The 12,819-nt window shown below is 60.0% G+C and carries 13 protein-coding genes; 9 read left to right on the forward strand and 4 right to left on the reverse strand.

What is annotated here, in order from left to right; translation table 11 throughout:
• Positions 1-141 precede the first annotated feature (141 nt).
• Positions 142-969 (forward strand): substrate-binding periplasmic protein, encoded by an 828-nt coding sequence (locus BN1135_RS13730; protein ID WP_317624014.1) that lies wholly within the window; start codon positions 142-144, stop codon positions 967-969.
• Between the two features lie 95 nt (positions 970-1,064).
• Here BN1135_RS13730 and blaOXA read toward each other — a convergent pair whose 3' ends face one another.
• The 3 genes from blaOXA to blrA all read right to left on the reverse strand — a co-directional run bounded on the left by blaOXA (position 1,065) and on the right by blrA (position 4,060).
• Positions 1,065-1,859, reverse strand: a complete 795-nt coding sequence (blaOXA, locus tag BN1135_RS13735) for an OXA-12 family class D beta-lactamase (RefSeq protein WP_042021983.1) — start codon at positions 1,857-1,859, stop codon at positions 1,065-1,067.
• Positions 1,860-1,955: 96 nt separating this feature from the next.
• On the reverse strand, positions 1,956-3,389 hold the full coding sequence (gene blrB, locus BN1135_RS13740; RefSeq protein WP_042021986.1) for a beta-lactam sensor histidine kinase BlrB: 1,434 nt from the start codon (positions 3,387-3,389) through the stop codon (positions 1,956-1,958).
• Positions 3,386-4,060: a beta-lactam response regulator transcription factor BlrA gene (blrA, locus tag BN1135_RS13745; RefSeq protein WP_042021989.1), complete on the reverse strand. Its 675-nt coding sequence runs from the start codon at positions 4,058-4,060 to the stop codon at positions 3,386-3,388. Before blrA ends, blrB begins: the two co-directional genes overlap by 4 nt.
• A 122-nt stretch (positions 4,061-4,182) precedes the next feature.
• Here blrA and BN1135_RS13750 point away from each other — a divergent pair, with 122 nt between their 5' ends.
• Both BN1135_RS13750 and glmS read left to right on the forward strand, forming a co-directional pair.
• Positions 4,183-4,956: a DeoR/GlpR family DNA-binding transcription regulator gene (locus BN1135_RS13750; protein WP_042021991.1), complete on the forward strand. Its 774-nt coding sequence runs from the start codon at positions 4,183-4,185 to the stop codon at positions 4,954-4,956.
• Between the two features lie 54 nt (positions 4,957-5,010).
• Positions 5,011-6,843 (forward strand): glutamine--fructose-6-phosphate transaminase (isomerizing), encoded by a 1,833-nt coding sequence (glmS, locus tag BN1135_RS13755; protein WP_042021992.1) that lies wholly within the window; start codon positions 5,011-5,013, stop codon positions 6,841-6,843.
• 59 nt (positions 6,844-6,902) lie between these two features.
• On the opposite strand, the gene BN1135_RS13760 is transcribed toward glmS, so the two are convergent.
• On the reverse strand, positions 6,903-7,679 hold the full coding sequence (locus BN1135_RS13760) for a helix-turn-helix transcriptional regulator (RefSeq protein WP_042021995.1): 777 nt from the start codon (positions 7,677-7,679) through the stop codon (positions 6,903-6,905).
• 209 nt (positions 7,680-7,888) lie between these two features.
• Between BN1135_RS13760 and BN1135_RS13765 the strand changes: the two genes are divergently transcribed.
• The 6 genes from BN1135_RS13765 to BN1135_RS13790 are packed head-to-tail and all read left to right on the forward strand — an operon-like array spanning position 7,889 to position 12,719.
• Positions 7,889-8,650, forward strand: coding sequence for a DUF3450 domain-containing protein (locus BN1135_RS13765; protein WP_042021998.1), 762 nt, complete (start codon positions 7,889-7,891; stop codon positions 8,648-8,650).
• Positions 8,647-9,954, forward strand: coding sequence for a MotA/TolQ/ExbB proton channel family protein (locus BN1135_RS13770; protein ID WP_042022000.1), 1,308 nt, complete (start codon positions 8,647-8,649; stop codon positions 9,952-9,954). The genes BN1135_RS13765 and BN1135_RS13770 overlap by 4 nt, the downstream gene beginning before the upstream one ends.
• Complete coding sequence (locus BN1135_RS13775; protein WP_042022002.1) at positions 9,951-10,481, forward strand: MotA/TolQ/ExbB proton channel family protein; 531 nt, start codon at positions 9,951-9,953, stop codon at positions 10,479-10,481. Before BN1135_RS13770 ends, BN1135_RS13775 begins: the two co-directional genes overlap by 4 nt.
• Positions 10,478-10,879, forward strand: a complete 402-nt coding sequence (locus tag BN1135_RS13780; RefSeq protein ID WP_005339369.1) for an ExbD/TolR family protein — start codon at positions 10,478-10,480, stop codon at positions 10,877-10,879. The genes BN1135_RS13775 and BN1135_RS13780 overlap by 4 nt, the downstream gene beginning before the upstream one ends.
• Positions 10,876-11,538: an energy transducer TonB gene (locus BN1135_RS13785; RefSeq protein WP_042022004.1), complete on the forward strand. Its 663-nt coding sequence runs from the start codon at positions 10,876-10,878 to the stop codon at positions 11,536-11,538. The genes BN1135_RS13780 and BN1135_RS13785 overlap by 4 nt, the downstream gene beginning before the upstream one ends.
• 2 nt (positions 11,539-11,540) lie before the next feature.
• On the forward strand, positions 11,541-12,719 hold the full coding sequence (locus tag BN1135_RS13790; RefSeq protein ID WP_042022006.1) for a hypothetical protein: 1,179 nt from the start codon (positions 11,541-11,543) through the stop codon (positions 12,717-12,719).
• Positions 12,720-12,819: the final 100 nt, after the last annotated feature.

The following is a 12,819-nucleotide window of genomic DNA, read 5'->3' on the forward strand; positions in this document are numbered from 1 at the left end:
GAGCGATGAACAAACTGAATGCCCTTGGTCTGCCGGTTAGAAAGCCCCAAGTGTAGCTATCACCTGGGGCTGGGGAAGTTGTGGCCTAATGGCTGATTTGGGCAACAACGCCGTGAAGAAGGATAAAAACAGGATAAATAATTGAACCTGCCGGTCCCCTCTGTCGATTCTGGTGCCACGCTGGAGATGTGTATTCAGGAGATTGCCATGAAATACCTCACAGTTACCTTGCTCTCATTGCTTGCCTTCCCTGCGTTGTCTGCCGGAGATATATGGACCTATCTAACGGCAGCGCAGCAGGACTCTGCCCCCAAGTATTTCCAGCGTGAGCAAGGCGGAGAGGTTGTCGGGCTCTGTGTTGATATTTTTCGAGCAATAGAAGAGGTCGATCCGGCTATTCGCATCCTCGGAGACCAGGATATGCAGCCACTGGCGCGGATCGAACGCAGCGTCCTGTTTGGCAAGCTGGATATCTTCTGTGGTCTGGGTGATAACTCCCAGCGCAGGGAGTATTACCATTTTCTGCAACCCCCTGTCTTTTCAGTCAATTACCACCTGGCGGTTCGTATTGATGATCCTGTAGTGATTCAAACCTGGGATGATGTGCGCAAACTCGGTGATAAGGGCATCATTCTGGTGAATCATGGCAGCGGGGCTATTGCTCGGCTCCATGCGCTTGGCGGACTTTACGTAGATGATGGTGGTCTGACTACGTCAGCCAATCTGGGAAAGTTGATTTCAGGCCGCGGGCGCTTCCTCTATTACCGCATCCCGGGATTCCAGTCCGAGATCAATAGAAAGGGAGTAGAGCAACAGGTTCGGATTCTGCCAGCGGTCTTCGAGACCCAACCCTTCTACCTGCTGGTGCGCAAGAACATGGACAGCGAGAGAATAAAGCGCCTGGAGAGCGCGTTACAACAGCTCGCTGACACCGGGGTCATGGCCCGGATCGAACAAAAGTATCGCTGATAACCGCTTTGCCCCATCACTTGCCGGACCCCGGTTTGGCAACCCTGCGGGCAGGCGTGATCCGCCATCTTTTGCTCGCAGGGGTTACCATCCGCTCAAAGATGTTTCAATTTCCCGGGCAGGGCGGCCAGCACCTCTTCTTTCGCCTTGAGGGAGGCGAATTGCTTGCCCGGTTTCTGCACCACGGTGTGGACGAAGATCAGCTGCTTGCCCGGTTTGCTGGCCCAGCCGACGAACCAGCCGATCTGCTGATCGCGGTTGAGGCTGCCATCCAGCTTCTTCGGGTAGCCCATGCCGGTCTTGCCGTGGATCTGCCAGCCGTCGATCTCGCTCACCTTGAGGATATTGGCGGTGTACTGCAGGGTCTGCGCCGAGACTGGCAGCTTGCCGCTCAGCATCTTGCCGAGGAAGCGGGCCTGCTCCTCCGGGCTGATGGCGAGGCTGGAGCTGAGCCATGCCTGGGTCAGGCCGTCATGCTTGCCCGGATTGCCGGAGAGATCCCGGTTGCCGTAGTCGAAGCGGTCGACGTATTGCTGGAAGCGCTCCATCCCCAGCCATTCGGTGATCTGCTGGGAGAACCAGACGACCGAGTAGGTTTCCCAGCGGCGCGGCGTGGTGGTTTCGCGCCAGGCGGGCAGCCAGTCGTCGTACCCCGGTTTGAAGGGCAGCGCCGGATGCTCTTCATCCACCAGAAAACCGCTGTCGTAACCCATCAGCGCCAGCGGGATCTTGAAGGTAGACGCTGGCGGCAGCTGGCTGGAGCAGTCCCCTTCGCTGGCGAGGGTCTGGCCATTGCCGTCAGCATAGAGAAAACAGCCGCTGGCGGCGGAAGCTGGCAGAGCGGCGAGTAGACCGGCAGCCAGCAGGCTGGAGAGAAGCAGGCGGGACATAGCATTTCCTTGAGCAAATGGATGAGGCTAATCAATAAGATAAGGCGGCAGTTTAACGCCGCTCTGTGTGGTGAATGTGAAGTGGTGGGGAGGTGACTAGGCGAATGGCAGCCAGAGTTCGGCCAGCGTGCCACCTTGCGGCCGGTTGGCGAGGGTCAGGCGGCCACCATGCTGGTGGGCAACCTCATGGGCGAAGCTGAGCCCCAGACCGCTGCTCTTGCCCTTGTCCGGCCGTGGCAGGGAGTAGAAGCGCTCGAAGATCCGTGGCAGGGCGTAGTCGGGAATGCCGGGACCGCTGTCGCAAACCCGGAAGCAGTAACCCTCCTCCTGCTGGCTGCCGCTCAGGGTGACTTGCCCGTTGGCGGGAGAGAAGTCGATGGCGTTATCCAGCAGGTTGCCGATGGCCTGCTCCACCAGCAGTGGATCCCACTTCTGTTTCGGCGCGCTGGCCAGCTCGGCCACCAACTCGACCTGACGGCGCTGGGCGATGATCTGGCGGGCGTCGAGGGTGCGCTTGCCCAGTTTCACCGGCTCCACCGACTGGCGATCCAGCCCCTGACCCGACTCCAGCCGCGCCAGTTGCAGCATTCGCTCGATCAGCTGCTGCATGCGGGCGGTTTCCAGATTGATGTTGCCTATAAAGCGTTTGGCGACCTCAGGAGGTGGCGTTTCGGCCAAAATCTCCCCGGCCCCGCGAATGGCGGCCAGCGGGCTCTTCAGCTCGTGGGTCAGGCTATGGACGTAGTCCTCGATGTAGCTCTTGCCATCGAGCTGGTGGCGCATGGTCTCCAGCGAGCGGCCGAGCCGATCCAGTTCGACGGTGTGCAGCCGTGGCAGGGTTGCCGCCTCCCCCTTGCTGACCGAGTCGGCGTAGTGCACCAGTTTGCCAATGGCGCGGTTGAGCCACCACACCAGCAGGCTGCCGATCAGCAGCGAGATGAGCAGCGAGATGAGCAGCATCTGGCCGCCGGCCCGCAGCAGCTGCTGTTCCCCCCGTTCGATGGCTGGCATCAGGGTGCGGTTGGGTTTGGCGACGGTGAGGGAGCCGATGATTTCGGCCCCTTCCCGCAGCGGGGCCGCCACATACATGGTCGAGCTGGTGGCATCATCGGGATCGGTGCGGGTGCTGCGGGCGCCATATTGGCCGCGCAGGGTGCGGTAGACATCGTTCCAGCGCGAATAGTCCTTGCCCAGATCTGTACCGTCGGAGTCGTAAATCACCATGCCTTGCCGGTCAGTGACATAGATGCGGTACTCCGCCTGCTGTTTGAGGTGGCCGTCGATCATCGCATTGATGGGATTCTGGTTGAGGCGGGCGAAGGCGCTGGCCAGTCGCCCGTTCATCATATTTCCCTCTTGCAGATCATCGAGCGCCAGCGGTGCCAGCAGCTGGGTCATGTCCACCAGGGTATCCTCGGTGGCGCTGCGCACCCCCGGTTTGATCTCCTCGACGAAGATCTCCAGCACGAACCAGGCGGCCAGCGCGAAGATCAGCAGCAGGCCGCACAGCAGTTGCAGACCGAGTCTCATGCCAGCTCCAGGCTGTAGCCCAGCCCGCGATGAGTGAGGATCAGGTTGGCCTCGGGGTCATGCTCGCGCAGCTTGGCGCGGATGGTCTTGATATGGGTATCGACGGTGCGATCCAGACTCTCCTCCGCATCCAGCCACACCAGATCCATCAGCTGCTGGCGGGAGTAGACCCGCCCCGGCGCCTGCATCAGGGTCTTGAGCAGCAGATATTCGTAGCGGGTGAGGGCCAGCGGCTGGCCGCGAAAATGGATGCGGGCCCGCTCCTCATCCAGTACCAGCAGGGCGCTGGGTTGGGGGGCGACGGGCTGGCTGCGGCGCAGGATGACCCGCACCCGGGCGCACACTTCCCGTGGCGAGAAGGGTTTGGCCACATAGTCGTCGGCACCGATCTCCAACCCGATCAGCCGGTCTATCTCCTCGCTGCGGGCGGTGAGGAACATCAGGGGAATATCGGTCAGCGCCCTCACCTGCTTGCAGAGTTCGAAACCGCTGATGTCGGGTAGCCCCACATCGAGGATCAGGAAGTCAGGTCGGGTCTGTTCCAGTCGTGTCAGCAGTTGTTGGCCCAGCATGAACCACTCCACCTCAAACCCGTCGGTTTGCAGGGCGTAAATCAGGGTGTCGGCGATGCTGGCCTCATCCTCCACCAGCCAGATGACTCTCTTTTGCATGGCATCCTCGTCGCAAATTGGCCCCCCATTCTGGCATCGAACCAAATCGGATCCTATTTGCTGTTTTATTTTTCCGAAAAAGGGGCTAATATTTCGATGTTCTTTCGAATCGAAACTTAAAAATGACCAAACGTAATACTCAACAACGCCGCCACACCATAGTGACCCTGGTACAAGAGCAGGGTGAAGTGAGTGTCGACGCTCTCGCCAAACACTTTGCTACCTCTGAAGTGACCATCCGTAAAGATCTGGCGGTACTGGAGACCGGCGGTCTGCTGCTGCGCCGTTACGGTGGCGCCGTCCCCTTGCCCAGCGAGATGGTGGTCGAGGCCAATCCCGAACAAGTTTCGAACCGAAAGTTAGCCATTGCCCGGGCCGCTGCCGAGCGGATCCGCGATCACAATCGCATCATCATCGACAGCGGCAGCACCACCAGCGCCATGATCCCCATGCTGGGCAACAAGCGTGGCCTCATCGTGATGACCAACTCCCTCAATGTGGCCGGTGCCCTGCGCGAGCTGGAAAATGAGCCTACCCTGTTAATGACCGGTGGCACTTGGGACCCTCACTCCGAATCTTTTCAGGGTCAGGTGGCGGAACAGGTGTTGCGATCTTACGACTTCGACCAGCTCTTTATCGGTGCCGATGGCATAGATCCGGAGCGTGGCACCACCACCTTCAACGAGCTGGTGGGGTTGTCGCGGGTGATGGCCGAGGTGTCGCGGGAGGTGATTGTCATGGTCGAGTCGGAAAAAATCGGCCGCAAGATCCCCAATCTCGAACTGCCCTGGTCCGGCATTCAGACCGTCATCACCGATGATGGTTTGGCCAGCGAAGCCAGAGAACATATTCAGGCTCAGGGCATCCAGCTTATCTGTGCCCCGCTCGCCTGCTGATACAGAGCACGGAACATAACCGAATCAACGTTTTTGCATCTCAAGGAGAAGTGTATGTGTGGCATCGTCGGGGCTATAGCCCAACGTGATGTGGCTGAAATTCTGGTAGAGGGCCTGCGCCGTCTGGAGTACCGCGGTTATGACTCCGCCGGTGTGGCCGTGTTCAGCGCCAACCAGCCGCTGCAGCGGGTTCGCCGTCTGGGTAAGGTGGCCGAGCTGGCCAAGGCGCTCGACGAGCAGTCCGTCCACGGTGGCACCGGTATTGCCCATACCCGCTGGGCGACCCATGGCGAACCCTCCGAGCGCAACGCCCACCCCCACGTCTCCGAGCATATCGTGGTGGTGCACAACGGCATCATCGAGAACCACGAAGAGCTGCGGGCCGAGCTGCAAGGGTTGGGTTATGTGTTCAGCTCCGACACCGACACCGAGGTGATTGCCCATCTGGTCCATCACGAGCTGAAATCCGCCCCCAGTCTGCTGGTGGCTATGCAGGTTGCAGTGAAGCAGCTGCGCGGAGCCTACGGCACAGTCGTGATGGACAGCCGTGATGACAGCCGCGTGGTGGTTGCCCGCTCCGGTTCACCGCTGGTGATCGGTCGCGGCATCGGCGAGAACTTCATTGCCTCTGACCAGATGGCGCTGCTGCCGGTGACCCGTCGCTTCATCTTCCTGGAAGAGGGTGATGTGGCCGAAGTGACCCGCCGCGACGTGCATATCTTCGATACCAACGGCAACGCCGTGGTGCGTGAAGAGAAAGAGTCCGAACTCTCCCACGATGCCGGTGACAAGGGCGAATACCGCCACTACATGCTCAAAGAGATCCACGAGCAACCCAAAGCGATCACCAACACCCTGGAAGGGCGTCTGGGCAGCGATCACGTGGTGGTCGAATCCTTCGGCAACGGTGCCCGTGCCATCTTCGATAAGGTCGAGCACATCCAGATCGTCGCTTGCGGTACCTCCTATCACTCCGGCATGGTGGCCCGCTACTGGTTCGAAGAGATCGCTGGCGTCTCCTGCGATGTGGAGATCGCTTCCGAGTTCCGCTATCGCAAATCGGTAGTGCGCCCCAACAGCCTGCTGGTGACCCTCTCCCAGAGTGGCGAGACCGCCGATACCCTGGCGGCGCTGCGTCTGGCCAAGGAGTCCGGTTACATGAGCTCGCTGGCCATCTGCAACGTGCCGGGCTCCTCGCTGGTGCGTGAATCGGATCTGGCCTTCATGACCCGTGCCGGTGCCGAAATCGGCGTGGCCTCCACCAAGGCGTTCACCACCCAGCTGGCTGGCCTGCTGATGCTGGTGGCCTCGGTCGGTCACTGCCGTGGCCACCTGAGCGCGGCCGCCGAAGCCGAGTTGGTCAAGGCGCTGCAAGCCCTGCCGCTGCGCATTAAAGAGAGCCTGGCGCTGGCCAAGGATATCGAAACCCTGGCCGAAGAGTTTGCCGACAAGCAGCACAGCCTGTTCCTCGGCCGTGGCAGCCAGTACCCCATCGCCATGGAAGGAGCGCTCAAGCTCAAAGAGATCTCCTACATCCACGCTGAAGCCTACGCCGCTGGCGAGCTGAAGCACGGCCCGCTGGCGCTGATCGATGCCGAGATGCCCATCATTGTGGTGGCACCGAACAACGATCTGCTGGAGAAGCTCAAGTCCAACGTGGAAGAGGTGCGCGCCCGTGGCGGTATCCTCTATGTGTTCGCCGATGCCGATACCGGCTTCAAGAGCGACGAGACTATGCGGGTCATGAACCTCAACCATGTGGAAGAGGTGATCGCCCCCATCGTCTATACCGTGCCGCTGCAGCTGCTCTCCTACCACGTAGCCCTGATCAAGGGCACCGACGTCGACCAGCCGCGCAATCTGGCAAAATCGGTGACCGTTGAGTAAGTCACTCCCAGAGATGAAAAAAGAGCCGCAATTGCGGCTCTTTTTGTTGCAGCTGAGGGTTACGACAGCCGCAGGTTGGTGATGGTTACCTCGTCGAGGGAGGGCACTATGATGCCGCTGGTGATCCCTTTGGCGATGGCCTGACTGCGGTTCTTCGAGTCGGTCTTGTTGGTCACCTGGGTCAGGTGAAAGTTGACCGTCCGCTCACTGATACCGAGGATGGTGGCGATCTCCCAGGAGGTCTTGCCCTCGCTGGCCCAGAACAGACACTCCTTCTCCCGATCCGACAGTTCGGTCAGGTATTTCATCATATCCGGTCTGCTTTTAATCAGTTGCAGCGCGGAGTTGAAGATGTAGCTGGCGCAGAACGACAGCAGCGGGACATTTTCAAACATCAGGTCGGAGTTGGATTTGTCCTTGGTGATGAATGACAAGATGCCGTGCTCCCCCTGCGGGGTGTGCAGCGGAAAGGAGACGCCATTGCGCACCCCGAAATCGGCCGCCAGGTTCATCACGTCGCGGCTGGCGCTGGGTAGCCAGGGTGAGTCGCAGTCGAGCTTGTTCCAGAAGATCGGCTGGGTCTGTTTCAGCCCCAGATAGACCACTGGATCCTGAGTCAGATACTGATTCTCGCTGTAGGCGTCAAACCAAGCCACCGGGCAGTTATTGAACAGCGCTACATGGGATTTCTGCATGCTGATGGGAAAAATAATCAGCAGACGAAAGTAATCAAAGCCCATTTGATGACTGAAGCCTTCCAGCAGCTGTTGGATATCGCTGGTTTTAGTTGCCTTGGTGAACTTGTCTATATGTTCCCAGATCGCATCGTTGAGCATTACTTTCTCCTTTTTCGATCTCTATCACACTGATCGAAAAGATTTTTCTCGTTATTTATATTTGTGTGGTGGCTATTGGCGCCACTTATTCCGTGCCTGCTTAAAAATTATCCTGTTTTTGTGCATAAAGGCCAAGGAAATCCTCTCGTTGCCAGCCTGCGCTGTATTTGAGATAATGATAATGGTTATCATTAATAAGATGCGTTTCGATGAACAATTTATGGGGTGTGGCCCTGCTGCCACTGTTAGTCCACTTTGCTGCCATCGGGGATGAGCTGGTTGCTCCCGCCCTCAACAACAGCATAGCTGCCGGGAAAGCCTCCCAGCAGCGGGTGGAAAAAGCCGCCGATGCCGCCGTTGCCGCACGACTGGAGCTGCAAAATGCCCAGCTGCAACTGCGCGACCTCGAAGCCTACAACCGCTACATGCAATCTCTGGTGGCCGATCAGCAAAATGAGCTGGGTAAACTGAGCCAACAGCTGGAAGCGGTGCAAGAGACCCGTCAGGGCTTGATCCCGCTGATGCTGCAGATGCAGGCTGACCTGGAACAGCTGGTGCAAAACGACACCCCGCTGCGCAAGGAAGATCGTTTGGCGCGGGTTGACCAGTTGAAAGCGACGCTGGCCCGCGCGGATGTGAGCGAGGCGGAGAAATTCCGTCAGCTGCTGCAGGCCTATCAGATCGAAGCCGAATACGGCAGCCGGATGGACAACTATTCCGCCGAGCTGGAGCTGGACGGTGCCCCACGTCGGGTTGATGTGCTGGCGCTGGGTCGTATCTCTCTGCTGGCGATGACCGCTGATCGTAGTCAGGCATGGCGCTGGTCCGCCGAGGCAAAGCAGTGGCAAGCCCTCGACAGCCAGTGGCTCTCCCCCATCGCCGAGGCGATGGATGTGGCAGCCGACAAGAAAGTTCCCCAGTTGCTCAATGTCCCCCTCTCTGTCAGCCGCAGTCAGGAGGCCCAATCATGAGAGTCACCATGAAATGGTTTCCCCTCCTTATTGCCCTCTCCTGCGGCACCAACGCCGCTATCGCCAATGATGAGTGGCAGCAGCAGGAACAGGCTCGCGAACAGCAGGCTCAGCAAGATCTGGCGATTGTTGCCAAGGAGCTCGGCACTGCCCGCGCCAGACTGGCCGAGGCCCAGCGCCTGAGCAAGGAGCTGGCCGGCAAGTTCGCCAGCAACGAGAAGCAACTGGTCGAGCTCAACGCCCAATGGGAGCAAGCCTCCGGCGACATGAACGAGATCTTTGCGGTCACCCGTCAGGGCGCCAGCGATGCGGTCAAGTTACTGACTGAATCGGCGGTCGAGGGTCAGCATCCTGATCGCCTCGCTCCGCTGAAAACCATGGCACAGGATAAACAGGTGCCGGATCGCGCCGCCCTCGCCCTTTTACCCGCCACCCTGCTGCAAGAGATCCGCGAATCGGGCCGGATTACCCAGTTCAACGGCAAGGTGCTCGATGCCCAGGGGGCTGCCAGCGAGCAGTCGCTGACCCGGGTTGGCAGCTTTGCCCTGTTGGGGAGCGAAGGCTTCCTGCAGCCGACCGCCGAAGGCTTGAGCCCGGTACTGGGTCTGTCCGGCGGCGTGCTTTCTGCAGTTGCGGCTTATCAGGGTCAGGAAGGGGAAGCGCTGCCGCTGGATCCTTCCCACGGCACTCTGCTGGCGATGCTGGCACAGGCGCCCACCTTCTGGCAGCAGGTACAACAAGGTGGTCAGGTCGGTGCCATTATCGTGCTGCTGGCTGCCATCGGTTTGGGGATCGCAGCGGTACGGTTGTGGAGCCTTTCCCGCGAACTGTCGCGAGTGCGTCGCCAGCTCAAGAGCGGTGAGTACCATGCCGACAACGCCCTCGGCCGTGTGCTGACGGTGGCGGACAAACATCCCGAGCTGAGCATGGAGACCCTCGAACTGCGTCTTGATGAGGCGATCCTGCAGGAGACTCCTCGCATGGAGCGCGGCATCGGCATGGTCAAGGTAATCGCGGCTATCGCCCCCATGCTGGGTCTGCTCGGTACCGTGACCGGGATGATCGGCACCTTCCAGGCCATCACCCAGTTTGGTACCGGCGATCCCAAGATCATGGCGGGCGGCATCTCCATGGCGCTGGTCACCACGGTACAGGGTCTGGTAGCTGCCATTCCGCTGATCCTGGCCCACAGCCTGCTGCAATCGCGCTTCACCGAGCTCTCCAATGTGCTGGAGCAGCAGGTGGCCGGCATTCTGGCCGAGCGTGCCGAGCGCAATAACGGCGGGATGGAGCGAGCAGCATGATGCTCGACATTTGGCAACAGCTGCAGAGCTTCATGGGCCGTGGCGGCCCGGTGCTCTGGGTCATTCTGGCCCTGCTGGTGCTGATGTGGATTTTGATGATCGAACGGCTGCTCTACCTCAATCTGGGTTTCGGCCCCTTGCAGCAACAGCTGCTCGGCCGCTGGCAGGCCCGCGGCGAGCGCCATAGCTGGCACGCCCGGGCGATCCGCAGTCGCTGGCTGGCGCAGGCCGAGCTGGAACTGAACCGTCATCTGATCTTCATCCGCACCCTGGTGGTGCTCTGCCCCATGCTGGGGTTGCTGGGCACAGTGACCGGCATGATCGGCGTATTCGATGCGTTGGCCGCGGCCAACCGCTTTAACCCGGAGAGCATGGCGGGCGGGATCTCCCGCGCCACCATCCCCACCATGGCAGGCATGGTGGTGGCGCTCTCCGGCGTGTTGTTACTCAGTCGGCTCGAGAGTCAGGCCAAGCGTGCGCTGGCCAAGACCCGGGACGGCCTGCGAGAAGAGAAGGTAATGCAATGAGACGGCAATCCAAACGCCAGCGTGACGAAGTGCAGATCGACATGACCCCCATGCTGGATATCGTGTTCATCATGCTGATCTTCTTTATTGTCACCACCTCCTTCGTGCGCGAAGCGGGGCTCGAGGTGCATAGGCCCCAGGCCAGTCAGGCCAAGGCGCAGAAATCCTCCAGCATCATGCTGGCAATCGGGGCTCAGGGTCAGATCTTCCTCGACCGCAAGCAGATCGATGTGGAGCGGGTACAGGCCACCATCGCCCGTCTGCTGGCGGAGCAACCCGATGCCAGTCTGGTGATCCAGGCCGACGAGCGAGTGCCCCACGGCAAGGTCGTGCGGGTGATGGATGAGGCCAAGGCGGCGGGTATCGCCAATATCGCCGTGGCGGTGGCGCCGAAATGAAATACAAGCTGATGAGCCTGGGGTTGGGGATTGCCCTCAGTCTGGGCATCCTGCTGTTTATGGCCACGCTGGTTGAACCGCCACGAGGCGAGAAGGTGGCGAGCGAGCAGAAGCCCATTGTCATCAATATGCAGAACGAGGTGACCGAGGTGCAGGTGCGCGAGCGCCCGGTGCCGCAGGAACCCGAACCCTTGCCCGAGCCCCCTGCCGCGCTGGCGGCAACGCCTCTGCCAATGCCAGCTACTGCGCCGCTTTCGCCGGCGCAACCAAGTCTGGATCTGGTTTCCAGCCTCAGTGCAGTACAGGTTTATGCCCCCGGTGTGGCGACCAGTACCGCGCCGGTATTGAGTGGCAACTACCACGGCCAGCAGCAGGGAACTGGCATTGGCGTTGGTGACATGCTGATGCCGTTGCAACGGATCGAGCCGGTCTACCCCTATCGTGCTCAGCAGGCGGGGATCGAAGGCGCCGTGACCCTGCGCTTTAGCGTAGATGCGGAAGGACGAGTACAGGATGTAGAGGTCGTTGAAGCCAAGCCCAAGCGTCAGTTCGAGCGGGCGGCCATTCAGGCGATCAACAAGTGGCGCTATCAGCCAAGGCCGGGCGCCAGCGACAAGCTAGAGCAGGTCATCACGCTCAAATTCAAACTGGAGTCATAACAATGTTGCGGATCTGGATCTGTCTGCTGGCCCTGGTCAGCCAAGCCTGTCTGGCGATGGAGGTCAGCCCTCACTTCTCTCGCCAGCTTGAACCCGTGATGAAGCTCTATCAGTCCGGCCAGTGGCAACAGGCTCAGAGCAAGGCGTCTGTTCTCAAGCCAAATAGCGATGCCGAGCGTGCCTGGCTGGCCCAACTGCAAGCCTCGCTGGCGGCTAATCTGCAACAGACCGCCCAAGCGAGTCGTTACGTCGAACAGGCACTTGCCTATAAAGAGTGGCCGGAGCAGCAACAGCTCCAGCTGCTGCGACTGTGCGGTGATATTCAGGCCCAGCAATCCAACTGGTCTGGCGCTATCGCCAGCTACAAGGCGGCGCTGGCACTGAAGCCAGACGATGCACTGCGGCTGCGTCTGGCCGGCCTCTATTACCACAACAAGCAGTACGGTGACGCCGCCAGCCAGAGCGAACAGTTGTTGAAGAAGGGTTGGCAGAAGCAGGCCGCCATTATTCGTCTCTCTGCCCTCACCGCTCAGCAACGTTATGGCGTGGCGGCCGATCAGGCGGCCGAGCTGATCCGCCACGAGCCGACAGAGAGCAAATGGTGGCAACAGGCGGTATCGCTCAACCTCTCCGCCAAGCGCGGCGATCAAGCGCTGGCATTGCTGCAGACCGCCATCGACAGAAAAGTGATGGATGATGGGTCAGCTCGCAATCAGTTGATCCGCCTCTATGCTTGGCAAGGGCTGCCTTATCGTGGTGCCCGTCTGCTGGAAGCGGCCATGGCCAAGGGACAGATGAAGCAAAGTGCTGAAAACCGCCAACTGCTGGCCCAATTGTGGGAAGGTGCCCGGGAGTGGTCACAAGCAGTTGATAGCTGGCAACTGCTGGCCAACCAGCATGGTCAGCCCAAAGCCGCCATGCGTGCCGCCGAACTGCTGCTGCAACAGGGCAAGACAGATGCCGCCATGACCCAGCTTGCTGCCATCAAGTCGGTAAAAGGCGAGCAAGGCAATCGCGCCAAAGCATTGCTGGTGCAGGCACACCTTAATAAGGAGCAGTATGCCCAGGCGCTGGAACTGGCCCGTGAGCTGCAGCAACAGGATAACTGGCAGCAGAAAGCAACCAGCTGGGTCAACTATATCCGGGCACAAAGCGAAGAGTTGAGCAAAAAAGCGGCGTAAAAGAGGTGGCAAGGGGTTGTTTTGGGGTGTTCAGTTCGCTTTTTCAGCAAACGAACGCATTTTTACAAAAAGCCCTTGTTATCCCGGCGCGGCTCCCTAT

This window comes from Aeromonas sobria (genome assembly GCF_000820145.1).
GTDB classification, from domain to species: Bacteria; Pseudomonadota; Gammaproteobacteria; order Enterobacterales; family Aeromonadaceae; genus Aeromonas; species Aeromonas sobria.

Bases quoted from the DNA above. Each gene is read 5' to 3' on its own strand.
- blaOXA (WP_042021983.1), bottom strand. From the start codon at position 1,859: ATGTCCCGCCTGCTTCTCTCCAGCCTGCTGGCTGCCGGTCTACTCGCC.
- blrB (WP_042021986.1), bottom strand. From the start codon at position 3,389: ATGAGACTCGGTCTGCAACTGCTGTGCGGCCTGCTGCTGATCTTCGCG.
- blrA (WP_042021989.1), bottom strand. From the start codon at position 4,060: ATGCAAAAGAGAGTCATCTGGCTGGTGGAGGATGAGGCCAGCATCGCC.
- BN1135_RS13750 (WP_042021991.1), top strand. From the start codon at position 4,183: ATGACCAAACGTAATACTCAACAACGCCGCCACACCATAGTGACCCTG.
- glmS (WP_042021992.1), top strand. From the start codon at position 5,011: ATGTGTGGCATCGTCGGGGCTATAGCCCAACGTGATGTGGCTGAAATT.
- BN1135_RS13760 (WP_042021995.1), bottom strand. From the start codon at position 7,679: ATGCTCAACGATGCGATCTGGGAACATATAGACAAGTTCACCAAGGCA.
- BN1135_RS13765 (WP_042021998.1), top strand. From the start codon at position 7,889: ATGAACAATTTATGGGGTGTGGCCCTGCTGCCACTGTTAGTCCACTTT.
- BN1135_RS13770 (WP_042022000.1), top strand. From the start codon at position 8,647: ATGAGAGTCACCATGAAATGGTTTCCCCTCCTTATTGCCCTCTCCTGC.
- BN1135_RS13775 (WP_042022002.1), top strand. From the start codon at position 9,951: ATGATGCTCGACATTTGGCAACAGCTGCAGAGCTTCATGGGCCGTGGC.
- BN1135_RS13780 (WP_005339369.1), top strand. From the start codon at position 10,478: ATGAGACGGCAATCCAAACGCCAGCGTGACGAAGTGCAGATCGACATG.
- BN1135_RS13785 (WP_042022004.1), top strand. From the start codon at position 10,876: ATGAAATACAAGCTGATGAGCCTGGGGTTGGGGATTGCCCTCAGTCTG.
- BN1135_RS13790 (WP_042022006.1), top strand. From the start codon at position 11,541: ATGTTGCGGATCTGGATCTGTCTGCTGGCCCTGGTCAGCCAAGCCTGT.